Here is a 24619-nt window from a genome sequence, read left to right on the forward strand (position 1 = left end):
TTAGAGAGCTGATGGTTGGTGGAAATCAGTACATACAAAAAAGATGAATTTCGGTCCCTGAGTTTTAATTTCGACCTATTATTGGAAGGGATTAACGGATTGTCCCGATAAAGACTTCAGAGCCGGAGGATAGATCGTATTCTCAACTAGGGTGGTACCGCGATGAAAAGTCGCCCCTATATTTTATAGGGGCGGCTTTTTTGCGTTTTCATTAATAATCGACAGAATTTATGAGAGGTGCAATATGAAAGAAAATCAGCAGTGGTCTTCAAAACTAGGATTTATTTTGTCTGCAGCAGGATCTGCTATCGGGCTTGGAGCGATTTGGAAGTTTCCATATATCGCAGGTGTGAGTGGAGGGGGAGCATTCTTTTTTATTTTCCTGTTGTTCACGATCCTGCTTGGATTGCCTTTACTTCTTGCAGAGTTTGCAATCGGGCGAAGCACACAAAGTGATGCGATTGAATCTTATAAAAAAATTGCACCAAATTCAAAGTGGTATTCTATTGGATTCCTGGGCATGATAACATGTTTTGTTTTGCTCTCATTTTATAGTGTGATTGGCGGATGGATCATTTTATATTTAGTTAAAGCTATATCAGGAGAACTGAATGGACTTAATCAACAGCAGTTTGGGGAGTTATTCGGAGCTACAATATCAAATCCGATGCTGAGTGTCGGAGCTCACCTTGTATTTATAATCATAACCATTGCCGTTGTTGCAAAGGGTGTACAAAATGGGATTGAACGTACAAGCAAATTTATGATGCCGGCCTTATTTCTATTATTTATAGTGCTGATATTCCGTTCCATTACACTAGAAGGTGCAATGGAAGGCGTACAATTTTTATTTTATCCTGACTTTTCAAAATTAACTTCAGAAGCCATTCTTGCAGCACTTGGACAATCCTTTTTCACACTAAGTGTAGGTGTTTCAGTTATGCTTACCTATAGTTCATACTTGCCGAAGGATTCAAATTTGCCGCAGTCTGCGATCTCGATTGTAGGCATGAATATTTTTATTGTTATTATGGCAGGATTAGCTATATTCCCGGGAGTTTTTACATTTGGACTAAAGCCTGATGCTGGTCCTGTATTGCTATTTAATGTTCTGCCGACCGTTTTTAATCAAATGGCATTTGGAATGATATTCTTTGTTGCCTTCTTAATGCTATTCTTATTTGCTTCATTAACATCAGCGTTTTCCATGCTTGAAATTATCGTTTCTGTAATTGCTAAAGGTGATGCTAATAAACGGATTAAGTGGTCTTGGATCATTGGACTGACTATATTCGCAGTCGGAGTGCCATCTGCCTTATCATTTGGAATCTGGAGTGACGTAAGCATTTTCGGAAAATCAATTTTTGATGCAGCCGATTATTTAGTCAGCAACATTCTCATGCCGGTTGGCGCACTGCTTATTTCAATCTTTGTTCCTTTGAAAATGAAAAAATCGATGCTTTACGCAGAAATTTCTAACGGCTCGTCTTTATCTAAAGGAATTTTTAACACTTGGTTCTTTTTAATGAGATACGTAGCTCCAATCGCTATTTTCCTTGTGTTGCTGGATGTGTTAGGAGTTTGGAAACTGTTGTCCCGTTAAATTACCTCTATCCGGCCGCACCCTCCATATGTTAAAATTGGTAAAATTCAGAATATGGGGGGAGCATCTTGGAGCACTTATCATTATTTGTCATCATGTCAATCTTATTAATTCTATTGCCGGGGCCTGATACAGCCGTTGCTACTAAAAATACAATCACAAGCGGCAGAGCAGGAGGTATGAAAACAGTACTTGGGACTTTGACAGCCCTTTTAATTCATACGTTTGCAGCTGTGTTGGGTTTATCAGCACTAATTGTCAAATCAGCTTTTCTTTTTTCCATCCTGAAGTACGCGGGGGCTTGCTATCTGATTTTCTTGGGACTTAAATCTTTATGGACCATCAATAAACAGGCCAGCCTCCAAGATCATGAAGAGCAAAAGTCTGATCCAAAACGGATCAACTGTTACAGACAGGGATTTTTGACAAATCTCCTTAATCCCAAGGTTGCTGTTTTCTTTTTAACTTTTCTCCCCCAATTTTTGGAGCCTGGATTGAATACATTTACACAGTTTATGATCATGGGATTAACGTACACACTTCTTACTTTTATCTGGTTTATTATTTATATCTACTTGATCCATCAGTTAAGTGCATTCATGAAAAAGCCTGCAGTGCAAAAATGGATGGAAGGCATTACTGGAGCAGTACTCATTGGATTCGGAATTAAATTAGCGTTTGAGAGAAAGTGAAAAGCATCAGAATCATTTGATTCTAGGTAGAAGAATCCGTTTTTAGCGGGTTCTTTTTTCTTTGCCTAAGACTCACATAATTATTTAGCCGGTTAGGAATATTAATCCATAACTACGAAGAAACAGAGGGACGAAAATGTCTAAATTAGTTGCTTCTGCTAAAATATCTGAATCACTGGCTGACAGCCAATCTTGGATAAGTGAGAAACTCGGAAACAGTTCAGATCTGAAATTTAAAAATGTTGAAAACAACGGATATTCTTTTTTGGCCGTTTATATCATCACGATTGTTGAAAGCAATCAACTGGAAGATTTTATCCTTCCTTCTCTTGCTTCATTTGACGCGGAAAAAGCAAAAAGTGCAGATGATACATTAGACTTTCTTCTAAATCACGTTATTGCTTTAAAGGCGACCAGAAGAATAACAGATATGAATCTTGCCGTGAATGAACTGCTCATGGGGAATACTGTTATCTTTATAGAAGGCCAAACTAGCTGCATTGCGGCTGGAACGGACAAGTTTCCTGAGCGGAGTATTTCAAATCCCAAAGCACAGCGTACACTTAAAGGCCCTGATATAGGTTTTAATGAAAATATTTCTTCGAATACAGCGCTTATCAGAAAAGTTATCAGAGATCCAACACTCAGGATCGAGTCTCCAGAATCTATTGATTCGAATACCAAAATTTCCATTGTTTACATGGAAGGGAAAGCCGATCAGGAAATTTTAAAAGAACTGAAAGAAAAATTATCTACTATAAAAATGGATGTGATCCTTGATTCCAATTATCTAGAAGAAACCCTGACAAGCTCATCAAGTTCCATCTTTCCGCTAACCCTTTCGACCGACAGGCCGGACGTTGTCTGCAGTGAAGTTCTCGAGGGCAGGATTGCTCTCATTGTTGACGGATCGCCATTTGTTGTTACACTGCCAACCGTATTTGTCCAGCTGTTTCAGTCGCCTGATGATTACTACTTTCTTACTAAAAAAATATTTGTGAAACGGTTTTCCAGGATTTTAATATACTGCTTTGCAATCTTGCTTCCAGCCTTATACATTGCGTTCACCATTTATCATCCGGGGCTGATACCCACGAATCTGCTTGTGGGAATCGTTACACAGAGGGAATTTGTCCCGGCTCCTACTGTCGTGGAAACCGTCGTTTTTTATTTTCTGATTTTAATTATTACAGAAAGTTCACTTAGACTTCCCCAATCTGTTGTCTTTACAGTCACTGTTTTTGCTGCGATCGTTTTGGGGCAATCTGCTGTGGAAGCTTATCTTGTTCAGCCATTTACACTTGTTGTCTTAAGTGCATCTTACATTTTTTCAAGCATTATACCAGTCTATACACTTGCACCCGTTTCACAAAAGCTGACAATCATCTTTATGTTTTTGGCATCCATTCTTGGATTCTTTGGAATCATTGCGGGAATTTTGTATTACTTGCTGCAGCTGTCATCCTCTAGATCATTCGGCGTCCCTTATCTCGCGCCGTTTGCACCATTTAAGCTGGAAGACCAAAAGGATGCTGCAGTCAGGCTGCCTATATATGAACAGCTGAATAATAAGAAAACCTTTACGACGGAAGAAAAAGACCGCCTGAAAAATGATTAGGGAGGATGCTATGAAGAAAAAACTATGGACAGCAATCTTTTTCGCCGTCCTTACTCTTGGCGGCAGTGTGTTTATTTCAAAAAACGTGGAAGATACGCTTATTAAATCCATTGCCATTGTATCTGCGATTGGTATTGATTCGAGTAATGAAGGGTATGAAGTAACCCTCCAGGTAATTAATACAGCATCAAAACCCGATTCATCAGGTGATGAACCTGGTTCAATCATTTACCGTCAATCGGGAAAAACAATTTCACAAGCAATGAAAAACATCTCAAATCGAAATTCAAGGAAGCTTTTTCTTGACAGCGCAGAACTGATTCTGATAGGAGATGAAATAGCAAAAGAAAAAGGAATCAAAGACATTACCTCCTTTTTTTTAACGGAGTCTGAGATCTCATCAAGCATAAAAATCATGGTTACAAAAAATTTTCCCGCAAGTAAAATCTTAAAGACCATAACCCCTGTACAAAAGGTTTCTTCAAAAAGAATAAATGAAATTCTATATAACAATGAAACAAACATTGGAACCGCTGTTAATATGTATCCAATTAAAGTCATGAACGATTTGCTCAGAAACATAAAGCAAACCGCACTTCCATTTGTTACCTTAAGCAGCGATGATGAGATTGCTTTTACAAAAGAAAACATTTCTGCTACTGAACCGGCAGTTCTGCTGGTCATAAACGGAATGGCCTATTTCAAGCAGGATAAGCTTGCAGGTTATTTGGACAGGGATGAAAGTAAAGTCTATAATGCGTTCACGAACAGAATAAAAAAGACAAGTATCGAGACAGGATGCGGAACAGATGACCAGGGATATTTTACGATTAGCATTACAAGGTCAAAAACCAAAGTCGAACCTGAGTATCAAGAAGGCAAGCCCTCTTTTCATGTAATATTCAAGGCTAAAGGGAAAGTATTAGAAAGCACATGCAAACAGGCCAAAATAAAAAATCTTGAATCCAAGGCTGAAGCGTTCTTGAAAAGCGAAATGAATTCCCTGATAGCCAAAAGTCAGGAGGAAAACAATGATTATCTTGGTGTTTTAAAAGAGGTTTATTTAAAAAATCCTTTTGAATTTAACGAGATCAACAAAAATTGGAGCGAATTGTATCCATCTGTTCCAATTACAGTAGATGTAGACTTGACGATTGAGAAAATGGGGGACGTTAATAAAATACCCTAAACCATATAAACAAAGGATGATAGAATGATCAATCAGCAGATAACCCCTTATCAGGTTTTTTCATTAATGGTACTGTTTCTCCTCGGCAGCACAGTTGTTGTCGGACTTAGTATTGATGCAGAGGAAGAGGCATGGCTTGTGAACTTGATTGCGATGATTGCTGGTGTAGGAATCTATTTTCTGTATAACTGGCTGCTCCGCATTCATCAAAGCAGAATAACCTTTTCAGAGCTTTTAAAAACAGGTTTCGGCAAATGGGGAGGGAAATTTGTACTTGGCCTTTATTCGGCTTATTTCCTTTATATCGGCATGAGAGTGGTGAAGGATTTTGAATTTTTTATCAGCTCCGTTCTTTTTTACAACATTCAGACATGGGTAATTGGTCTCGTTTTTGTTCTGCTGGCAGGCTATGCCTGCATCTTAGGCTTAGAGGCCATTGCAAGAGTTTCAGAACTGCTCTTTTTCGGAAGCATCCTGCTGATTGCACTAACTACCTTAATTACCGTCTTAACGCCATTGTTTGAATGGACAAATGTTCTTCCGCTTATAAAACCGGACTGGAAGACGGTTATTGGAAATATTTTCCCTGCCAAGATTACCTTTCCATTTGGAGAATTGGTCGTTTTTCTCATGATTTTCCCCGCTGTTAATGATCAAAGTTTTCTTCTGAAAAAAGGCTGGACGGCTGTCGTATTAAGCGGATTGATCATCATTGCGATTACAGAATCCATTATCGGCATGTTAGGGGCAAAAATTGCGAAATTCTTTTCCTATCCTCTCATTAAAACAATTGAAACCATTGATTTGCTGGATTTTTTTCAGCATGTGGAGATTTTGTCTGTCATAGTCTTTTTCTTTGTAGGTTTTATTAAGGTGGTGCTTTTCCTTTATGCATCTGTAAAAGGCTTATCTGAGGTATTGCCAAAAGTTAAAAATAACTATCTTGTATATGCTGCTATTTCCGCTGGATTTACTTCAACTTTTTTTATGGCAGACAGCATTAATGAGCATATCAAGATCGGGCTGGAAGTTGTTCCAGTATATATCCACCTGCCATTTCAATTTGGGGTTCCTATTTTGTTGCTGATTATCCTTCTGATTAAAGCGCATCTTCAGAAAAAGAATGCGCCTGTGCAATAATAACAGTTGCAAAACCGTCTGGGGAAGAGTAGACTTTTTAACAAACGTAAATATGAAATCGGGAGCTTGTGGAATCAGGCTGAGAGTACGGCTAACTGCCGAAGACCGAATGAACCTGTTGGATAATGCCAGCGCAGGGATGTGATTCAAGGATACATATGAGCACTTTGCCGCGGCAGAGTGCTCTTTATTTTTAGGAGGGGAAAACATGATAGAACCGAAGACAATTGCAGCGGCTTTAGAAAAACTAAGAACAGAAAAACCTCTGGTGCACAATATTACAAATGTGGTAGTCACAAATTTTACAGCCAATGGCCTTTTGGCAATCGGGGCATCCCCAGTCATGGCTTATGCAAAAGAAGAAGTGGCAGATATGGCTAAAATTGCAGGGGCACTCGTATTAAATATTGGTACTTTAAATGAAGAAAATGTAGAAGCGATGCTGATTGCAGGTAAATCTGCAAATAAGCATAACGTGCCGGTTATTTTTGATCCGGTTGGGGCAGGGGCAACACCGTATCGTACGGAAACGGCACGCAAAATCGTTAAGGAATTGAGTGTCGCTGTTGTAAGAGGGAATGCTGCAGAAATAGCTAATGTAGTTGGAGAAAACTGGGCGATTAGAGGAGTCGACTCCGGTGATAGCGAAGGAGACTTAATTGCGCTTGCTGTAAAAGCTGCAAAACAGTTAAACACGATTGCCGTAATTACTGGAGAACAAGATATTGTTTCAGATGGGTCAAAAACGTATATTTGCAATAATGGTGATTCCCTTTTAACTAAAGTAACGGGTGCAGGATGTTTGTTAACCTCTGTTATCGGCGCATTTTGTGCAGTTGAAAAAGACCATGTTCTTGCTTCAGCAGCAGCACTTGCGGTATACGGGATTGCAGCGGAACTTGCAGCGAAAGGCATTGAATATGAAAGCCCAGGCAGCTTTCAAATCGAGCTTTTGAACAATCTTTATCATATATCAGCAGAAGACATTCAAAAAATGTCTTTGCTAGAGGAGGTTAACCATGTCAATCTCTAAAGCACTTACGATTGCAGGCTCTGACAGCGGGGGAGGAGCAGGAATTCAGGCAGATTTAAAAACGTTTCAAGAATTGAATGTGTATGGAATGTCTGCCATTACTGCGATAACCGCACAAAACACGCTGGGTGTCCATGGGGTCTTTCCTTTAACAGCGGAAGCGGTTGTGCAGCAGATTGAAGCGATTGGCTCAGATCTTGGAGCTGACGCTATAAAAACAGGGATGCTCTTTAATAGTGAAATTATTGAGGCAGTTTCTGAACAAATTAAAATTTTTAACTGGAGCAAAGTGATTGTAGATCCTGTTATGATTGCAAAGGGGGGTGCATCACTTTTGCAGGATGAAGCAGTCGAAGCAGTGAAAAACCATTTGCTTCCGCTTGCTTTGATTGTTACTCCAAACATTCCAGAAGCTGAAGTGCTGACAGGCATGAAAATTCATACTCTTGATGATCGCCGGGCTGCAGCTGAAATTCTGCACTCTTTAGGCGTCAAGAATGTTGTCATTAAGGGCGGGCATGTTGAAAACGAAAACCAGTTAGTGGATTTATTATATGATGGAACTGAGTTCAGTTATTTTTCAAGTGAACGGATAGAGACAAAAAATACGCATGGTACGGGTTGTACATTTGCAGCAGCAATCACAGCTGAAATGGCTAAAGGAAACACAGTCTATCATTCAGTAGAAACCGCCGTGTCATTTATTCAGGAAGCGATTAAAGAAGATCTTGAAATAGGGCAGGGGCACGGACCTACAAATCATTGGGCTTACCAGCAGAAAAAGAGGCAATCTTTACATGTGGAATGAGGAAATGCGTTCAAAACTCCAGCTGTATTTTATCATGGGAAGCACAAACTGTAAGCAAGATCCTGAAAAAGTCCTCCTGGATGCCATTGATGGAGGCATTACGATGTTTCAGTTCAGGGAAAAGGGAGAAGGCGCTCTTACAGGAACTGAAAAAATAAACCTGGCACAGAAACTGCAGCATCTATGCAAAGAGCATGCCATTCCATTTATCGTAAATGATGACATAGAACTCGCTCTTGCTTTAAACGCGGATGGGGTTCATATCGGTCAGGATGATGAAGATGCAAGTACAGTCAGAAAGAAATTAGGTGAAGGAAAAATAGTAGGTGTTTCAGCCCATGCGCTTATGGAAGTTAAGAAGGCTATTGCTGATGGAGCCGACTATATCGGGGCTGGACCCATTTATCCGACACGTACAAAGGCAGACGCTGAACCTGTTAAAGGAACTTCTCTTATTGAAGAAGTAAGGAAAACCGGTATAAGGATTCCTATTGTTGGCATTGGCGGAATTAATGAAGGGAATGCCAGTGCGGTAATAGATGCAGGAGCAGATGGAGTATCCGTAATTACTGCAATCAGTCTTGCGGCAGATGTGTTTGAACGTTCTTCTGCATTGAAGAAAGCAGTTGCTGGAATTTCAGAGTAATAGAAAACGTGCAAATCTTGAGAATGATTTGCACGTTTTTTGTTTCTTTAATTTTTTAACTTGGATGATTGACCAGAATGTTAAATTGTTTAAAAAGGATTAAAAGAAAAAGCATAGAATTAAAGGGAGAAAGATTTTAATAAAAAAGCATCAATAATATTATTATGTAAAGTGGAGCGGATAAAATGATAAAGCACCTAAACCATAAAGATTACAGCACAGCAGAAAAAATTCTGGGGATACAAATCCCAGCTTACCTATGTGAAGCAGAAATAATCGGGTTCAGAGATATCCCCCAGCTTAAAGAAACCCCGGATGACATTGCTGCTTCAACAGAAACCTTTATTGGCTGGATGATGGATCATGATATTCGCGGTGTACTGTCTTATGAAAGGGGAGAAGAATCTTTCAATATTTGCAGATTAGTCGTTCATCCTGACTTTTTTCGATTAGGAATTGCTTCAACTCTGCTTGATTATCTTTTAAAAAAGAATTTGAATAAAAGAGTGACAGTATCTACCGGATCAAAGAATCACCCTGCTATAGCACTTTATCAATCTTTTGGTTTTGAAAAAACAAAAGAAATTGAAGCAGCTCCCGGTTTAAAAATAACATTGCTTCAAAACGGAAGAACAGATTAAATTCTGTTCTTTTTTTTGTGAGAATATGTAATTGAACCATAGGTATGATGTTCTAGAATGAACGCGTATTTTTAAAGAATGTATAGGCAGGAATGACTGATTTTTCAGAAGTGATTGACATTGATAATCATTTTCAATTAAGATTTATGTGTATTCACTTACAAGGAAGTAAGGAGCTGAATCCTATAGAAACGCGATATGAATTTGAAGCCATCATAGAGGACAGAGAGTTAAATCATACGATTTCGCTTCGTCCGTTAAAAATGACAGATTTAGACATATTATATGACTGGATGCACCAGCCCCATATTGCTCCTTTCTGGAAGCTGAATGTGAGTATAGAAGATTTTTATGCTTATTTAGAACGCTCAGTCAAAGCAGAGCACAAACGAGTGTTTCTATGTTTTGTAGATGACTTGCCTGCAGGCTATCTCATTGCTTATTCAATTCAGCATGATTCAATTAGTGACTTTTATCAGGCAGAACCGGGCGATCTTGGGATGCATTTATTAATTGGACCAAGAGAGCTTTTAAATAAAGAGGATGGCTTAATGATTGTCAGGGCGATGACTGCATTTCTTATGAAAAAATTCGGACCTGGAAGAATCATTGGCGAACCTGATATCAGAAACCGGATCGTCATTCCAATTTTAAAAGAGATTGGCGGATATGTTGCAGATACCATTTTGCTCCCTCACAAAAAAGCTGCACTCGTTATAGGGGAACACTATCGCTTTAAAGATTATATGTCTAATAAAAAAGTAACTTTTATCAAACTTCCAAGTGAAGATATTGAGCTATTAAATGTGGAAGGCAGGAGCAATATGTGAAAACTCATCTCCCTATTGATGATGATATGAAAGAACTGCTGGACAGAATAGGTGCAAGAATGGCTGAACTCAAACACCCTCCATTAAGCGAGTTATCTGCTCTGCAGTCAAGGTATTTTTATAAAGAAGCACGAACATTTTTTCAAAGGATTGAAGTAAACGGCTTAATGATTTACAACGAAAAGATTCAATCAGCTAATCATATTATTCCAGTACGAATTTATCAGCCAAAGTCATCGGAACTGCTGCCTGTATTGATATTTATGCATGGCGGAGGATGGGTATTTGGAGATCTCGAAAGTGCGGATTCCATGTGCCGGTATTTTGCAAAAAACGCCAATTGCCTGATTGTGTCCGTCGGATACCGGCTTGCGCCAGAGCACCCATTTCCTGCAGCGCTTATGGATGTTCTTGCTGTTTCAGAATGGGTTCCTCCCAACATCTCAAAATGGAATGGGAATCCAGCACAACTTGCACTTGGAGGAGAATCTTCAGGAGCAAACCTTGCAGCCGCAGCTGTCAATTGGATAAATGATCAGGGAAAACAGACGTTTAGATTGCAGGTTTTAATCACGCCTGTATTGAATCACAATTTTGACACAGAGTCTTATCGTTCCGGCTATTCGTTTAATCTGACAAAAGAAAAAATGGAATGGTTCTGGAATCATTATTTAAACGATCAAGAACAGGGGAAGAATCCATATGCATCACCGCTCCTTGCTGTAAAGGCAAGCGCCACTCCGGCAATGATCGTGACTGTCCAATATGATCCATTAAGAGATGAAGGAAAGCAATATGCTGAAAAGCTTAAAGATTCAGGAGTTCCTGTCACATATCTATATTATGAAAAGCTGCTGCACAGCTTCCCAAATATGATAGGGCAAGTAAACAGGGCGGATCTTGCGATGATTGATTTGACTAATCAGCTAAAACTATTGCTGAGAAAAAATTTTTAATTTTTTTAAATGAGAATGAGAATTATTTTCAAATAAGAAAGGTGATTATTTATGCTAACGAATGAGTTTTACTTAAGCAGCCAGCGCAAGAGAGAATCGAATGCAAGGTCTTATCCGCGCAGAATTCCAATCGCGATCAGTGAGGCAGAAGGGATTTATGTGAAAGATGTTGAGAATAAAACCTACATAGATTGTTTGGCAGGGGCAGGCACTCTGGCACTTGGACACAATCATCCGGTAGTGATAGAAGCAATGGAAAATGTGATAAAAGGCAAGCGCCCGCTGCATACGCTCGATCTTACTACACCAATGAAAGAGGAGTTCGTTGAGGAACTGTTCGACGCTCTCCCGAAAAAATTTGCCGAAAATGCAAAAATCCAATTTTGCGGCCCATCAGGCTCTGATGCGATAGAAGCGGCAATGAAACTTGTAAAAACAGCAACTGGCAGAGGCGGCATGCTATCCTTCCAGGGCGGTTATCACGGGATGACAAATGGCTCGCTTAGTCTAATGGGCAACCTTGGACCGAAAAGCAAAATACCCAATTTAATGTCTGACGTTCACTTTCTCCCATATCCTTATTCGTACCGCTGTCCGTTTGGCATAGGAGGAGACGAGGGTGCAGCGATCGGCTCCACTTTCATAAACCGTACTCTGAACGATCCGGAATCGGGTATTGTGAAACCTGCGGGCATGGTCATGGAAATCGTGCAAGGGGAAGGCGGCGCCATTCCAGCTCCTGATGCATGGGTAAGACAAGTACGAAAGATTTCAAATGAACAGCAAATTCCTCTCATCATCGATGAAGTGCAGACAGGCTTTGGCCGCACTGGAAAAATGTTTGCCTTTGAACATGCTGATATCAACCCTGATGTTGTTGTTCTTTCAAAAGCAATCGGAGGAACACTGCCTTTAGCGGTTGTTGTTTATCATAAAGATCTTGATCAATGGGAACCTGGAGCACATTCCGGCACTTTCCGCGGGAATCAGATTGCGATTGCTGCCGGAACAGCAACAATGAAATTTATTAAGCAGGAAAAGCTTGATGAACAGGCAGCACTGCTTGGCGATTTCTTAATGCTGCGCTTAAAACAAATGAAGCAAGAAGTAACGTCTATTGGAGATGTTCGGGGATTAGGACTGATGGTAGGCGCTGAAATTGTAGATAAAACCGCAGCTGAAGATGCCATTGGCAGTTATCCTGCGCATCCGAAGCTCGCGAAGCTTATCCAGCAGGAATGCTTTAAACGGGGGCTTATCCTTGAGCTTGGGGGGCGCTTTGGCAGTGTGGTCCGGTTCTTGCCGCCGCTGATCATTTCAAGAGAACAGCTTGACACGGTATGTGATATATTTTTCGAATCTGTTAAAGCTGCAGAAAGAACACTCAGCCCAAGATTAGTTTAGGATGTGGATCATATGATGTCAGCAGTCAAAGAAAAAACAACTTTTGAACATCTATTTTTATCAAATCATCAATTAAGCTTTCAATGTTATGAAAATCAAATGACGCATGCGATGAACTCCGTTAAAAGGATAATGTCATCCAAGGATCCATACAGCGGGTTAAGTCCTTTTGACGTGAAGAATGAATTAGATCAAGATTTTCCAGACTTTCAGCCTAAAACGAATCAAAATGAGCAAACGGTATATGAAAAGCTTACGGATACCATCACTTCAAATACCATTCATGTCAGCCATCCATCAACTGCTGCACATCTTCACTGTCCGCCAATGATTCCGGGTTTAGCAGCTGAAGCCATTATTTCCGGCTTAAACCAATCCATGGATTCATGGGATCAAAGCGGCGCAGCTACTATGGTTGAGCAGTATGTTATGAATGGACTGTGCGGATTGTTCGGGCTTCCTGATGGAGATGGTGTGATGACAAGCGGCGGAACTCAGTCTAATTTAATGGGGCTGCTGCTTGCAAGAGAACGTGCTGCTTTAAAATTTTGGAACTGGAATAGTAAAAAGAAAGGTCTTCACCCTGAACAGCATCGTCTGAAAATCCTCTGTTCAGAAGCAGCCCATTTTTCAGTACAGCAGGCAGCGTCAATTTTAGGATTAGGTGAAGATTCTGTTGTTTTAGTAAAAGCGGATGGAAAATACCGAATGTGTATGGAAGATTTAGCTTCATGCATTGACGATCTGAAACAAAAGGGCGATTTGCCTTTTGCTCTGATCGGCACAGCAGGAACAACAGACTTTGGCAGCATTGATCCGCTTGCGGAAATGAGCAGCGTGGCTATAGAACATGATCTGTGGTTTCATGCAGATGCTGCTTATGGAGGCGGACTTGTCTTAACAGATACCCATAAGCATAAACTTGCTGGTTTAGAGAAAGCAGATTCCATTACCGTAGATTTTCATAAAATGTTTTATCAGCCAATCAGCTGCGGAGCATTTCTGGTAAAGAACAGGGAGTCATTTTCATTTATCATGCATCATGCGGATTACTTGAATCCAATTGAAGACGAGAAAAATGATATCCCGAATTTAGTTTCTAAATCCATTCAGACAACAAGACGCTTTGATGCACTGAAACCGTTTCTGTCCTTTCAATTAGTTGGAAAAGAAGAGTGGGATGAGATGATTGATCACACGCTGCTTCTATCACAGAAAACGTATGAGCTGCTGAAAAAAGACTGTGAATTCACTGTCTATCACCAGCCTGAATTGAGCACGGTTGTTTTCAGATACATCGGGACGGACTTTTTACCAAATGAGCAGCTCAATCAATTAAACTATCAAATCCGGGAAATTCTTCTGAAAAATGGAGAAGTGATCATAGCCCGGACGAAGGTGGACGGCAATGCTTGTCTGAAATTCACCTTTTTGAACCCATTAACAAGAATGAGTGATGTTGAAAAAATCATCAGAAGAATGAAGGAAATCGGAGAAGATGAAACAAGGAGGCTGCATGATGAACAAACTTGAAGCGATGGCTCTTGCTGAAAAAGCAACTCTGCAAAGCTATTTAAATTGCTTTCTGCGTGAAACAAACAGCGGGAATCTTAGTGAAGATGCACCTGCTGCATTAAGAAAGAAGCACATTAAAAAATGGAAATGGATTCATGTTCGTTTACACAAGCAAAATTCTAACCTTTATATCCCTGCAAGCTATCTATCGGAGACAGGACGTCACTTGTTAGAATATCCTGTTTACTGTGAAAATGAGGAAATCGATTACATAACATGCATTGAAAAAACAATGAAAGAACTGGATTCAAATTCAGCTGAAAAAAACGAAGAACTGCTTTTACGAGTCAAACAAAGCTGTGAATCCATGGCTCAATTTCTAGAAGAGCGAGCTAAAGATGTGAAAGAGCTATATCAAACCTCATTTGATTTTATTGCAGCTGAACAGTCCCTTTTGTTTGGCCATTTGCTTCATCCGGCACCAAAAAGCAGACAGGGAATGACTGAATCGGATATGAAGACGTATTCACCAGAATTAAAAGGAGCATTTCCGCTGCATTATTTTAGAGCTCGTGCAGAGTCTATTTATTCAAAGTCAACAGTGCCAAAGTCCGCAATTGACCTTATAAAGCAGCTTGTCAAGGATGACCCGGAGATCGATGATGCGTTTAAAGAGAGGTACGCAGGCGAGGATGAGTATGCGCTTCTTCCCATCCATCCGTGGCAAGCAGAGTATTTGCTTAGAGACTCATCTGTTCAAGAATTCATTCAGGCAGGGAAACTTGAAAATCTTGGACAGCAGGGACGGGCATTTTATGCAACTTCATCTCTGCGGACGGTCTATCATCCCGATGTATTGTTCATGCTCAAGTTTTCACTTAATATCAAAATCACCAATTCTGTCCGGGCGAACCTGTTAAAAGAGCTTGAACGGGGAGTAGAAGTAAAAGAATTGATGGTCACACAGCTCGGAAGTGAGTTATCTGAGCAATATCCTGATTTTGAAATCATTCACGATCCTGCATTTATTACATTAAAGCTGCACGATCAAAAAGAATCAGGTTTTGAAGTCATACTCAGGGAAAACCCATTCTATAAAAAAAGGGCGGAACAAGCAACAGCTCTTGTTGCCCTTTGTCAGGACGGAATTTCGCCGCAATCATCAAGACTTGCGAGCATCATTCGTGACCTATCCAAAAAGGAAAATCGTTCAACAGAAGAAATCAGCACAGACTGGATGAAACGCTATTTGGCTATCTCTTTAAAGCCAATCCTTTGGCTTTATTTTGAAAAGGGAATTGCGCTTGAAGCACATCAGCAAAACAGCGTTGTTAAACTTGAAAATGGTTATCCATCGCGCTTTTTTTATAGAGACAATCAGGGCTTTTACTTTTGCGAATCAAAACATGATGAATTGAATTCATATCTCCCTGGGATCGGTTTGAAAAGTGAAACGGTTTGTTCTGACGCGGTTGCAGATGAACGATTGCGCTATTATTTCTTTTTTAACCATTTATTTGGACTTGTCAATGCATTTGGCACGGCAAATCTGGCAGACGAGGAGGATCTTCTTCATCTGATCAGGGAGGAATTGGAACAGATGTCACTTTCTGCAGATCATCCATCTCTTTTGCTGAAAACCTTGCTTGAAAACGGGACTTTGCCCTGCAAAGCAAATCTATTAACGAGATTCCACGATCTAGATGAACTGGTTGGACCGCTTGAAACGCAGTCAGTTTATGTACAAGTGCGAAACCCTTTATTCACAAAAAAGGAGGCCTTTGCAAGGAAATGAATCAGCTTGAGACCAATTTATCCATAACATTTCGAAAAGCGGAATTTGAACATGACGCTGCCATGCTTCATAAGTGGCACCACGAACCTCACGTCATTCCATATTGGAATCAAGATTTTCCGTTCAGCCAATATACGAAACATCTAAAAAAGCTTTTGGCGGATGATCATCAAACGCTGTGGATCGGGCATGTGGACAGTGTGCCAATGAGCTATTGGGAAACGTATTGGGCAAAGGATGACATCATTGGAGATTATTATGGATCAGAGCCTTACGATCAGGGTGTTCATTTGCTGATCGGTGATCCTGCTTATCTTGGTAAAGGTCTTTCTCTGCCAATGCTCCATGAAATCATGAAACAGATGTTTACAGACAAACGGACACAGAGGATCGTTGCTGAGCCTGACAGCCGAAATAAAAAAATGATTCATGTTTTCAAGAAATGCGGATTCCTTCCGCAAAAGGAAATTCAGCTGCCGGATAAAAAAGCACTTTTCATGATTTGTGAAAGAGAAGATTTCGAACGGGGGCCAGAGAATGGTTTATGACGTAATTGGAGTAGGACTTGGACCGTTTAATCTTGGAATGGCAGCATTATTGGATGATGTAGAGGATTTAGAGGTGCTCTTTTTTGATCAAAAGCCAGAATTTAATTGGCATGAAGGACTTTTGATCGAAGGGACAACCTTACAGGTGCCATTTTTGGCTGATGCGGTTTCCATGGTCAATCCGACAAGCAAATACAGCTTTCTGAATTATCTTCATCATCAAAAAAGACTTTATCATTTCTATTTTCTTGAATCGTTCCATATTCCGCGCAGAGAATATAATCACTATCTGCAGTGGGTAGCAGCAGAGCTTGATAGCTGCAAATTCGGAAAACGGGTTGCAGATGTTTTGCATCATACTGAAGGATACGAAGTCCTTGTTGAAGATGTTTGCACCGGGGAAATGGAACGCTTTATAGCCCGTCATGTCGTTCTTGGAATGGGAAGTGCTCCGAATATTCCGGAATGGTCAGCTAGAGGGCAATCAGACAATCTTTTTCACTCGGCTGAATTTTTGCATAGGAAAAAAGAGAGTTTGCAGGCTGACACGGTTTCTGTCATTGGTTCTGGTCAAAGTGCGGCGGAAATTTTCCTTGAGCTGCTGAAAGATCAAAATGAGTATGGCTATCAATTAAATTGGCTTACTCGTACGGAAGGATTTTTCCCCATGGAGTATTCGAAGCTTGGACTTGAGCATTTTTCGCCTGACTACACAGAGTACTTTTACAGGCTTCCGCAGGAAGTAAAGGATACGATCGTGCCAAAACAGGATTCTCTTTATAAAGGAATCAGTGCAGATACGATTGCTGAAATCTATGATCTTTTATATGAAAGAACGATTGCGGGACAAAAGCCGGATGTTCACTTATTGGCCAAAACAGCCGTACTTGATATTGCGGCAGCCAGTTCAGATTTACAATTAGAATGTCATCAATGGGAGCAGGGGAAAGCCTTTAACCTGCATTCAGATATCGTCATCGCAGCTACCGGCTATAAGACTGTATGGCCAAGCGCTTTTGGAAATCTATCAAATCTTTTGAAATGGGACAGCAGGAACCGTCCAGTTGTCTCGAAAGATTATGAACTAGAGCTGCATGATAAAAGGGAAAACAAAATCTATATTCAAAACGGTGAAATGCACACTCACGGGGTAGGCGCACCCGATCTTGGATTAGGCGCTTACCGGAATGCTAAGATCATTAATCAGCTTGCTTGTAGAGAAGTGTTTGATCTGCCTGAAAAAAATGTCTTTCAGCATTTTGGAACAAGCCATTTTGTCCGCAGCAAACAAACAGTATAGGAGAGTGAGAGAGATGTCAGCTGAACAAAAGTGGAATGCAGAAGATTGGAAGAAAGCGAGCAGACGGCTGCTTGCTAAAATGATCTCCGAGTTTTTATACGAAGAAATGATCCAGGCGGAAAAAAAGGATGACAAATATATTGTGAACTTTGAGAGCGGAATATCCTACCGCTTTCTGGCTGAAAAAAGGCTTATGGACAGCTATTGGGTTGATGCTCATTCTATTGAAACAAATAGACATGGTTCATGGGAAGAAGCTGGGAATCCCGTTGAGTTTTTATTGGACCTGCAAAAGGAAATAAACATAAAGCCTTTTACCGCTGCCTATTTAATAGAAGAATATAAACGCACTCTGCTTGCTGATGCCCATATCATCGCCAATCAGCAGGACAGTTCGACTGCAGATTTAACAGATTCGGACTATGCAGAGCTTGAAGGGGAGATGACAGGGCATCCCTGGATCACTTATAACAAAGGGCGCATAGGATTTTCCTATTCAGATTACCTGCAATATGCCCCTGAACAAAAGCAGCAGACAACACTTGACTGGATTGCCGTTTCAAAGGAGTGGGGGACGTTCCATTCAACAAAAGAAGTAGAGTATGACAGGTTAATAGAAAGCGAGATCGGGCATTCTGCAATAAGAGAATTTAATGAAAAGCTAATTAATAAAGGACTGCAGCCTGAAAGCTTTTTCTTTATGCCTGTCCATGAGTGGCAGTGGAATCACGTGATTGTTCAGCTGTTTTCAGAAGAGCTTTTTGAAAAGCGGATCATCTACCTTGGCAGAGGAGAAGATCATTACCTGCCGCAGCAGTCCATCCGGACATTTGTCAATATAGATCATAAAAAGAAGCATCACGTAAAGCTGCCAATGAGTATTTTGAATACATTAGTATATAGGGGATTGCCGTCTGAACGTGTGGTGCTGGCACCAGAAATTACTGCTCACATTCAAGGGATCCGGGACAATGATTCATTTTTGAGAGATAAATGCAGGGTTATTCTCCCTGGAGAAGTGGCGAGCATGAATTACCATCATCCTGATTACGTAAAACTAGAAGGAGCTCCGTATCAATTTATGGAAATGCTTGGAGTCATTTGGCGCGAAAGCATCTACTCATTCTTAGACGCGGGAGAACAGGCCATTACTCTTGCCGCCCTTTTATATGAAGGGGAAGACGGGAAATCATATACACTGGAATTGATAGAAAAGTCCGGCCTCAGCGTGGAAGAATGGACAGAGCAGCTGTTTGAAGTTCTCCTGCCGCCGCTTCTGCACTATCTTTATCAATACGGAACGGTCTTTTCACCGCATGGACAAAATACGGTTGTCATTTTAAAAGACTATAAACCTCACAGACTTGCTGTGAAGGATTTTGTGGATGATGTCAATATCAGCGATCAGCCGCTGACAGAGCTTAATACCATTTCGGGAGAGCTAAAAACCGTGCTGAGGAGTGAAGCGCCTGAAGGATTGTGCCAATTCATTTTCACTGGATTATTTGTCTGCCATTTCAGGTATTTAGCCGATATCCTTCACAGAAGAACTGACTTTGATGAAACGAGATTTTGGAATAAGCTGAGAGAATCAATCCTTTCCTATCAAGCTGAATTTCCGGAACTGAAAGAACGATTCGAACTCTTTGACCTCCTGAGGCCGACATTTAAAAAGCTCTGTCTCAACCGCAACCGTATGATCGAATATGGCTATGGAGATGGAGATGACCGGCCTCATGCTTCTGAGTTTGGACAAGTGAACAACCCGTTGGCAATTGAAGAATATGTCATCGGATAAAAGAGACCAAAAGGGTCTCTTTTTTTTATGCATAACACTTACAAAAGTGCATAAATTACTTACATATCATTATAAAAACTTGAATAATAAAGGGTAATACATTATAATCACTTACAAAAGCTTAAAACCTATGTTATTGTAGAAACATTTCTGAAAGTTAGGTGGGCATTTTGTACCAAGAAGAAAGGCTAATCTCCATTATTGACTATTTAAAAGAAAATAAACGAATAACGGCCGATCAAATATGTTCGCTTTATGATGTTTCCAAAGATACCGCGAGGCGCGATCTCGTCAAGCTGGAAGAGCAGAAACTGATTATCCGGACAAGAGGCGGGGCTATTTTGCCAAGCTCGCATACTGAAATTAAAGATTATCAAAACCGTCTCCAGACAGTTTCTTATGAAAAAGAATTAATAGGAAGAAAAGCGGCAAGTCTGATCAATGAAGGCGACAGAATCATTTTAGATGCCTCCACAACTGTCCAGGCATGTGCAGAGTTTATTGATGTGAAATATGCGGCCATTATTACGAATTCCATTAATCAGGCCGATATTTTATCAACGAAACCAGGGATTCAGATTCACCTCCTTGGAGGAGAACTTCAGAAAGAGCACCGTTTCTTATATGGATCCTCAGTGGTGGAAAAACTTTCAAAATATCAGGTTGATAAAGTATTTATAGGCGTTGTGGGCATTTCTGAGAGAGGGCTGTCCATTGCGCATGAAGAGGACGGAATGGTCAAGCGGAAAATGATCAATCAGGCAAATCAGGTTATCGCGCTTGCAGATCATTCAAAGCTTGGTGTTACTGATTTTTTTCTTTACGCAGAACTTCATGAAGTCGATTTGCTAATAACAGATAAAGAACCTGATAAATCATTCAGAGACCTGCTTGATAAACATAACGTTGAATTGCTTGTGGCAGAGGAGGAAATGGAATGACAAAATTAATTGCTATAGACCTCGATGGAACATTATTAAACAGTGAGAATAAAATCAGCGAAGAAAATCTGAAAGCGATAAAAGCTGCACAAAAAGAGGGAATTGAGGTGGTTGTAGCTACTGGCAGAGCCCATTTTGATGTCAAGGAAATTTTTAAGGATACAGGCGTAAAAACATGGGTTATTGCTGCTAATGGAGCGACGATACACAATCCAGAAGGGGCATTGTTTCATTCACAGCCTATGGAAAAGGATACAGCAGCTGAGGCTCTTCAATTTTTGGAACGCAATCATTACTATTATGAAGTGTTCGGCCGTGATGCTATTTATACCCCGCAAAGCGGTAGAGAGCTTTTAAATATTGAAATTGACCGGATTGAAAGTGCCAATCCTGATGCGGACCGCTCACAGCTTCTTCAGGCTGCTGAAAAACAATACAGCCAAACAGGCTTTAGGTTTGTTGAATCGTATATGGACATTTTGAATCAAACAGAGGAAATCTATAATATTCTCGCTTTTTCTTTTCACCAGGAAAAGCTGGATGCAGGCTGGGAGACATTTAAAGACACAGAAAATATCACTTTGGTTACATCAGCCGCTCATAATTTTGAAATAGAGCATGAGCTTGCTTCTAAAGGGATTGCTCTTCAGAAATTGTCTGCCCATCTTGCCATTGAACTGAAAGACACTGCAGCCATCGGTGACAGCATGAATGACAAATCAATGCTTGAAATAGCGGGAAAGAGCATTGCTATGGGTAATGCACGCCCTGAAATTAAAGCGATCTGCAGGGATATTACTTTAACAAATGATCAGGACGGGGTAGAGCTAGCTATAAAAAGAATGATGGATGCTAAGCAGAAAGTCTGACAGAGAAGGCCGGCCTCTTGATAAAGAGGCCGGCCTTTTCTAAACGTTGTAATGATCATTATTTATATAATAAACAAGATGATCTGTCCATTGGTTATTTTCATACAGAAACCCTTGACGGATGCACTCAAACTTCATCCCCACACTCTCGGCAAGCTTAACAGAAGGATGGTTATCAAGATTAATATGCGCTTCAAGACGGTGATATTTCAACTGGTCAAACGCAAGCTCGATAGCCGCTTTAACAGCTTCTTTGCCGTAGCCCATTCTCCAAAATTGATTATGGATAGTATATCCCATCCGGGCCCACTGGAAATCATCACGAATCAGAGTAGAGAAATCTACATACCCAATATGCATCCCGTCTGATGACCTGAATATACCGAAGACATATGCTTTATCTTTTTTCATGAGCTGATGGTGTTTCTCTGCGAAAGCAGCAAACCATTCTGGTGTGCACACGCTCATATCCAGTCTGCCTTCATCATATTTGTGCTGTTTCGGTCTTCTATTTATATAGGCAGATAGCCAAGTTAAATAGTCAGTTGACTGATAAGGCCTGATGATCAGGCGGCCGGATTTAGTATAATAATTTGCCAAAGCATATCCCTCTTTCTTTTTGGCTGTTTTCGCATTGAGCCTAAACTTTAAAATTGACTTTCACTTTCCAGTGCGTTAACACTACCGCTCACTTTTTAAATAAATTGGCAGAAAAATTGTGAATGAAGTACCGGCACCAGGTTCGCTTTTCACATATATTTGTCCATTCATAGCTTTAACGATGCTGAAAGATACCATCATTCCAAGACCGGTTCCGTTTGATTTAGTAGAGAAATAAGGCTCCCCAAGTCTCAGCACCTGATCTTCAGTCATACCTTTACCGTGGTCAGATATTACGATTTTGATGCTGGAGTGATCCTTTGATGTTGAAACTTCGATTGATCCCCCAGCTGAATAAGACTCGATTCCATTTTTGAGTATATTAATCAGTGATTGTTTAAGTTTTAACGGATCTCCAAGGACAAAAATGTTTTCAGAGCTGAAGCTTTCCTTAAACTGGACGTTTTCCATTTGCGCCAGAGGAGTCAAGACGTTGATGCAGTTTCTGAGCTCTGAATGAATATCGATTGAATGATTATCTTCAGCTTCTGGCCTTGCGAAAGTCAAGTAATCTTTGATTATGTTTGTGGCACGGTCTAACTCATTTAATGAGATTTCTATGTATTTTTCCTTTTTTTTCTGGCTGATATCTTCTTCCCGCAAAAGCTGCAGAAATCCTTTTGTTGTTGTCAGAGGGTTGCGGACTTCATGAGAAATGCTTGCTGCCAGGTGACTGACTACTTCCAGTTTCTCGGCTTTAATGACTCTTTTCAGCAAATTGAAGTTCTGGACAATCGTTTCAAACAGGATAGTCCCGACGATTGCGGCAAATATGTGCAGAACAAATAGTTCAGCGTACATTTGAGGCTCAAAGAATGATCCATAAACCATTTCAATATGCAGAATCGAAAATAGTAAAGAAGCAAGAACAATGACAACGACAAGAATTAATTTATTCCTCAATCTGCTTTTTAAATAATAGGATGAAAGCATCGGCACGATGAGAACCAGGATACCTGCCATCACTAATGTCGGGTAGATGCCGTCCCCCCCCGAGTGCCAGCCGGGTTACGATCGTAACCGCAAATAAAAAGAATCCAAGACGATACCCTCCGTAAAGCAATCCCATAACAAAGGGGATGCGCCTGAAGTCAAAGAAAAAATCATTCTCAATCATAAACGGATACAGCATGCTCAAAATGATCGCAAGTGCAGGCAAAAAAGCAAAGAGCCATTTATTCATTTTTTTATTTGTTTCTTTTCTCATGTATAAAAGCTGTATAATCAACAGAGGGGATAATACGAGTAAAAAATTGAGTAATACATCCTTCATTTCCATGCAGTCCCCACCTTATAAGCAAAAATAGTAGTAAAGCGCAAGCACCTCGGCCGGCTCCGACAGGCGAATCCGTTTTGCCGATGAATAAGGCGCTGGAGATAGAAAAACGATCAGAAAAAGTTAATAATCCTGCGAACTAAAAAACTTCTCTATTAAAATATATATCAAATTAACTAGAGAATGTTAGAATATTCTAAAAGACTTCATTTTTTTTGTCAGGAGAAGCGAAATGAGCAATCAGCACATACAAATTAAATTAATAGATAAAAAAGAATACGATCATGCAGCTGAATTTTTACAGACCGATATAGAATTGAATGCATTGATTATCGAGGACTTGTCAGAAGAACATATGATGGTTTACGGAAGTTATCTGAATATGCAATTGAATGCCCTATTAATGATCTATCCTGAAAAAATTTATTACTACAGTCCTGTCATCAATCTCCCATTAACTGAATTTGCATCTATTATTCAGGAAACTGGCATCCGCAAAATTGTCGGGAAAAAAGAATTGATTGATGAGTTTAAACATCACTTTCAAATGGATCTTGAGAGTGATTCGTTCTTGCTCAAGTATGGAGGAAGCAATGATTTTCAGCCAAGCAAGGATGTAAAAGTGATTACCAGTCTCGAAGAATGCCGAAAACTTTATGATTTGTTCATGCAGGTCGATGAATATAAAATGGTTGGCCCAAATGAAGACTTCTTTGCAAATGATCACTATCAAAACATAGAAGCAGGAAAATTGAAAGTTTTATACAAGGCTGAAGATGGAAAAATGGTTTCGACAGCAGGCGTATTTATTGAAAGCAGCCGCACTGCCATTATAGCTGGTGTAGCTACGCCTCACGCGCATCGGCGAAAAGGATATGCCTCTGAAATGATACGTGCCATTTGCCATGAGCTTTCAGCTGAAGAAAGGGCCATTTATTTGTTTTATAACAATCCGGATGCGGGGAATCTTTATAAACAGCTTGGATTTTATGAAGCAGCAAAATGGAAAGTCCTTGGAATAGCTGCAAAGACTTAAGATAATACTTGCATGAAAACAAAACTTCAGCTATGCTTAAAAACAATTGTTGCTTAATTTAAAAAATTTAATATTTTCAAGCGATAGGTGCTAATGGCAAGAGTATATTTCTGCCTTAGCTTAAAAGGGAAGCTCGGTGAAAATCCGACGCGGTCGCGCCACTGTAATGGGGAGAATTCTATAAAGACCCACTGTTTTTCAAATGAAAAATGGGAAGGGAATAGAATACAATGAACCTGAGTCAGGAGACCTGCCTATCGTATGCACTTCATGCCTACGCGAAATAGGGAGGGTGATGCGATATGTTGAAACCTGTCTTGT

At 40.2% G+C, this 24619-nt stretch carries 23 protein-coding genes, 2 riboswitches and 1 other annotated feature (1 of these 26 cut by a window edge); of the genes, 20 read left to right on the forward strand and 3 right to left on the reverse strand.

All coding sequences use genetic code 11. The annotated features are described in order from the left end of the window. Window positions 1-181: a binding site (T-box leader), on the forward strand; it begins 44 nt to the left of the window's first position. A 63-nt stretch (window positions 182-244) separates the two neighbouring features. From E2R53_RS05765 to E2R53_RS05855, 19 genes are all read left to right on the forward strand, one after another. Further along, entirely contained in the window at window positions 245-1603 is a 1359-nt protein-coding gene (locus E2R53_RS05765) for a sodium-dependent transporter (protein ID WP_133310793.1), read from the forward strand. Between the two features lie 68 nt (window positions 1604-1671). Continuing rightward, window positions 1672-2295 (forward strand): LysE family translocator, encoded by a 624-nt coding sequence (locus E2R53_RS05770; protein WP_133310794.1) that lies wholly within the window; start codon window positions 1672-1674, stop codon window positions 2293-2295. A gap of 136 nt (window positions 2296-2431) precedes the next feature. Further along, window positions 2432-3913: a spore germination protein gene (locus E2R53_RS05775; RefSeq protein ID WP_133310795.1), complete on the forward strand. Its 1482-nt coding sequence runs from the start codon at window positions 2432-2434 to the stop codon at window positions 3911-3913. Between the two features lie 10 nt (window positions 3914-3923). Beyond that, the gene (locus E2R53_RS05780) at window positions 3924-5102 is read left to right on the forward strand and encodes a Ger(x)C family spore germination protein (RefSeq protein WP_165970902.1); all 1179 of its coding nucleotides are present in this window, start codon (window positions 3924-3926) and stop codon (window positions 5100-5102) included. A gap of 24 nt (window positions 5103-5126) precedes the next feature. Next, window positions 5127-6242, forward strand: coding sequence for a GerAB/ArcD/ProY family transporter (locus E2R53_RS05785; protein ID WP_133310797.1), 1116 nt, complete (start codon window positions 5127-5129; stop codon window positions 6240-6242). A gap of 48 nt (window positions 6243-6290) precedes the next feature. After that, window positions 6291-6399: riboswitch (TPP riboswitch) on the forward strand. A gap of 51 nt (window positions 6400-6450) precedes the next feature. After that, window positions 6451-7275: a hydroxyethylthiazole kinase gene (gene thiM, locus E2R53_RS05790; protein ID WP_133310798.1), complete on the forward strand. Its 825-nt coding sequence runs from the start codon at window positions 6451-6453 to the stop codon at window positions 7273-7275. Continuing rightward, window positions 7262-8083 carry a bifunctional hydroxymethylpyrimidine kinase/phosphomethylpyrimidine kinase gene (gene thiD, locus E2R53_RS05795; protein WP_133310799.1) on the forward strand — a complete coding sequence of 274 codons (822 nt, stop codon included), beginning with the start codon at window positions 7262-7264 and terminating at the stop codon, window positions 8081-8083. The genes thiM and thiD overlap by 14 nt, the downstream gene beginning before the upstream one ends. Continuing rightward, window positions 8073-8729: a thiamine phosphate synthase gene (gene thiE, locus E2R53_RS05800; protein ID WP_133310800.1), complete on the forward strand. Its 657-nt coding sequence runs from the start codon at window positions 8073-8075 to the stop codon at window positions 8727-8729. The genes thiD and thiE overlap by 11 nt, the downstream gene beginning before the upstream one ends. Window positions 8730-8914: 185 nt before the next feature. After that, entirely contained in the window at window positions 8915-9370 is a 456-nt protein-coding gene (locus E2R53_RS05805; protein ID WP_133310801.1) for a GNAT family N-acetyltransferase, read from the forward strand. A gap of 92 nt (window positions 9371-9462) precedes the next feature. Next, entirely contained in the window at window positions 9463-10200 is a 738-nt protein-coding gene (locus tag E2R53_RS05810) for a GNAT family N-acetyltransferase (RefSeq protein WP_286166086.1), read from the forward strand. Next, complete coding sequence (locus E2R53_RS05815) at window positions 10197-11156, forward strand: alpha/beta hydrolase (RefSeq protein WP_133310802.1); 960 nt, start codon at window positions 10197-10199, stop codon at window positions 11154-11156. Before E2R53_RS05810 ends, E2R53_RS05815 begins: the two co-directional genes overlap by 4 nt. A gap of 51 nt (window positions 11157-11207) precedes the next feature. Continuing rightward, window positions 11208-12560 carry a diaminobutyrate--2-oxoglutarate transaminase gene (locus E2R53_RS05820; protein WP_133310803.1) on the forward strand — a complete coding sequence of 451 codons (1353 nt, stop codon included), beginning with the start codon at window positions 11208-11210 and terminating at the stop codon, window positions 12558-12560. A gap of 12 nt (window positions 12561-12572) precedes the next feature. Continuing rightward, on the forward strand, window positions 12573-14093 hold the full coding sequence (locus E2R53_RS05825) for a pyridoxal phosphate-dependent decarboxylase family protein (RefSeq protein WP_133310804.1): 1521 nt from the start codon (window positions 12573-12575) through the stop codon (window positions 14091-14093). Beyond that, window positions 14080-15870, forward strand: coding sequence for an IucA/IucC family protein (locus E2R53_RS05830; protein ID WP_286166108.1), 1791 nt, complete (start codon window positions 14080-14082; stop codon window positions 15868-15870). The genes E2R53_RS05825 and E2R53_RS05830 overlap by 14 nt, the downstream gene beginning before the upstream one ends. Beyond that, window positions 15867-16418, forward strand: a complete 552-nt coding sequence (locus E2R53_RS05835; RefSeq protein WP_133310805.1) for a GNAT family N-acetyltransferase — start codon at window positions 15867-15869, stop codon at window positions 16416-16418. The genes E2R53_RS05830 and E2R53_RS05835 overlap by 4 nt, the downstream gene beginning before the upstream one ends. After that, on the forward strand, window positions 16408-17718 hold the full coding sequence (locus tag E2R53_RS05840) for a lysine N(6)-hydroxylase/L-ornithine N(5)-oxygenase family protein (protein ID WP_133310806.1): 1311 nt from the start codon (window positions 16408-16410) through the stop codon (window positions 17716-17718). The genes E2R53_RS05835 and E2R53_RS05840 overlap by 11 nt, the downstream gene beginning before the upstream one ends. 13 nt (window positions 17719-17731) lie before the next feature. Continuing rightward, window positions 17732-19516: an IucA/IucC family protein gene (locus E2R53_RS05845; RefSeq protein ID WP_165970903.1), complete on the forward strand. Its 1785-nt coding sequence runs from the start codon at window positions 17732-17734 to the stop codon at window positions 19514-19516. 170 nt (window positions 19517-19686) lie between these two features. Then, window positions 19687-20457, forward strand: coding sequence for a DeoR/GlpR family DNA-binding transcription regulator (locus E2R53_RS05850; protein ID WP_133310807.1), 771 nt, complete (start codon window positions 19687-19689; stop codon window positions 20455-20457). After that, window positions 20454-21326, forward strand: a complete 873-nt coding sequence (locus E2R53_RS05855) for a Cof-type HAD-IIB family hydrolase (RefSeq protein WP_133310808.1) — start codon at window positions 20454-20456, stop codon at window positions 21324-21326. Before E2R53_RS05850 ends, E2R53_RS05855 begins: the two co-directional genes overlap by 4 nt. A 39-nt stretch (window positions 21327-21365) precedes the next feature. Here E2R53_RS05855 and E2R53_RS05860 read toward each other — a convergent pair whose 3' ends face one another. The 3 genes from E2R53_RS05860 to E2R53_RS05870 all read right to left on the reverse strand — a co-directional run bounded on the left by E2R53_RS05860 (window position 21366) and on the right by E2R53_RS05870 (window position 23265). Then, a complete protein-coding gene (locus tag E2R53_RS05860) occupies window positions 21366-21926 on the reverse strand; it encodes a GNAT family N-acetyltransferase (protein ID WP_133310809.1) in 561 nt (186 codons plus the stop codon). A gap of 81 nt (window positions 21927-22007) precedes the next feature. Then, window positions 22008-22889 (reverse strand): ATP-binding protein, encoded by an 882-nt coding sequence (locus E2R53_RS05865; protein WP_165970904.1) that lies wholly within the window; start codon window positions 22887-22889, stop codon window positions 22008-22010. After that, window positions 22879-23265, reverse strand: coding sequence for a LytS/YhcK type 5TM receptor domain-containing protein (locus tag E2R53_RS05870; protein ID WP_133310811.1), 387 nt, complete (start codon window positions 23263-23265; stop codon window positions 22879-22881). The genes E2R53_RS05865 and E2R53_RS05870 overlap by 11 nt, the downstream gene beginning before the upstream one ends. Window positions 23266-23494: 229 nt before the next feature. Between E2R53_RS05870 and E2R53_RS05875 the strand changes: the two genes are divergently transcribed. Next, window positions 23495-24298: a GNAT family N-acetyltransferase gene (locus E2R53_RS05875; RefSeq protein WP_133310812.1), complete on the forward strand. Its 804-nt coding sequence runs from the start codon at window positions 23495-23497 to the stop codon at window positions 24296-24298. A 68-nt stretch (window positions 24299-24366) separates the two neighbouring features. Beyond that, window positions 24367-24570: riboswitch (cobalamin riboswitch) on the forward strand. The last annotated feature ends 49 nt before the right edge of the window (window positions 24571-24619 follow it).

It is taken from the genome of Peribacillus frigoritolerans (assembly GCF_004358755.1).
Classification (GTDB): Bacteria; Bacillota; Bacilli; order Bacillales; family Bacillaceae; genus Bacillus_P.

What these genes read in the sequence shown, in the direction of transcription:
- E2R53_RS05840 (WP_133310806.1), top strand. Translation starts at nt 16,408, where the DNA reads ATGGTTTATGACGTAATTGGAGTAGGACTTGGACCGTTTAATCTTGGA.
- thiM (WP_133310798.1), top strand. Translation starts at nt 6,451, where the DNA reads ATGATAGAACCGAAGACAATTGCAGCGGCTTTAGAAAAACTAAGAACA.
- E2R53_RS05820 (WP_133310803.1), top strand. Translation starts at nt 11,208, where the DNA reads ATGCTAACGAATGAGTTTTACTTAAGCAGCCAGCGCAAGAGAGAATCG.
- E2R53_RS05805 (WP_133310801.1), top strand. Translation starts at nt 8,915, where the DNA reads ATGATAAAGCACCTAAACCATAAAGATTACAGCACAGCAGAAAAAATT.
- E2R53_RS05845 (WP_165970903.1), top strand. Translation starts at nt 17,732, where the DNA reads ATGTCAGCTGAACAAAAGTGGAATGCAGAAGATTGGAAGAAAGCGAGC.
- E2R53_RS05835 (WP_133310805.1), top strand. Translation starts at nt 15,867, where the DNA reads ATGAATCAGCTTGAGACCAATTTATCCATAACATTTCGAAAAGCGGAA.
- thiD (WP_133310799.1), top strand. Translation starts at nt 7,262, where the DNA reads ATGTCAATCTCTAAAGCACTTACGATTGCAGGCTCTGACAGCGGGGGA.
- E2R53_RS05870 (WP_133310811.1), bottom strand. Translation starts at nt 23,265, where the DNA reads ATGGAAATGAAGGATGTATTACTCAATTTTTTACTCGTATTATCCCCT.
- E2R53_RS05875 (WP_133310812.1), top strand. Translation starts at nt 23,495, where the DNA reads ATGAGCAATCAGCACATACAAATTAAATTAATAGATAAAAAAGAATAC.
- E2R53_RS05855 (WP_133310808.1), top strand. Translation starts at nt 20,454, where the DNA reads ATGACAAAATTAATTGCTATAGACCTCGATGGAACATTATTAAACAGT.
- E2R53_RS05780 (WP_165970902.1), top strand. Translation starts at nt 3,924, where the DNA reads ATGAAGAAAAAACTATGGACAGCAATCTTTTTCGCCGTCCTTACTCTT.
- E2R53_RS05810 (WP_286166086.1), top strand. Translation starts at nt 9,463, where the DNA reads ATGACTGATTTTTCAGAAGTGATTGACATTGATAATCATTTTCAATTA.
- E2R53_RS05830 (WP_286166108.1), top strand. Translation starts at nt 14,080, where the DNA reads ATGAACAAACTTGAAGCGATGGCTCTTGCTGAAAAAGCAACTCTGCAA.
- E2R53_RS05775 (WP_133310795.1), top strand. Translation starts at nt 2,432, where the DNA reads ATGTCTAAATTAGTTGCTTCTGCTAAAATATCTGAATCACTGGCTGAC.
- E2R53_RS05785 (WP_133310797.1), top strand. Translation starts at nt 5,127, where the DNA reads ATGATCAATCAGCAGATAACCCCTTATCAGGTTTTTTCATTAATGGTA.
- thiE (WP_133310800.1), top strand. Translation starts at nt 8,073, where the DNA reads ATGTGGAATGAGGAAATGCGTTCAAAACTCCAGCTGTATTTTATCATG.
- E2R53_RS05825 (WP_133310804.1), top strand. Translation starts at nt 12,573, where the DNA reads ATGATGTCAGCAGTCAAAGAAAAAACAACTTTTGAACATCTATTTTTA.
- E2R53_RS05765 (WP_133310793.1), top strand. Translation starts at nt 245, where the DNA reads ATGAAAGAAAATCAGCAGTGGTCTTCAAAACTAGGATTTATTTTGTCT.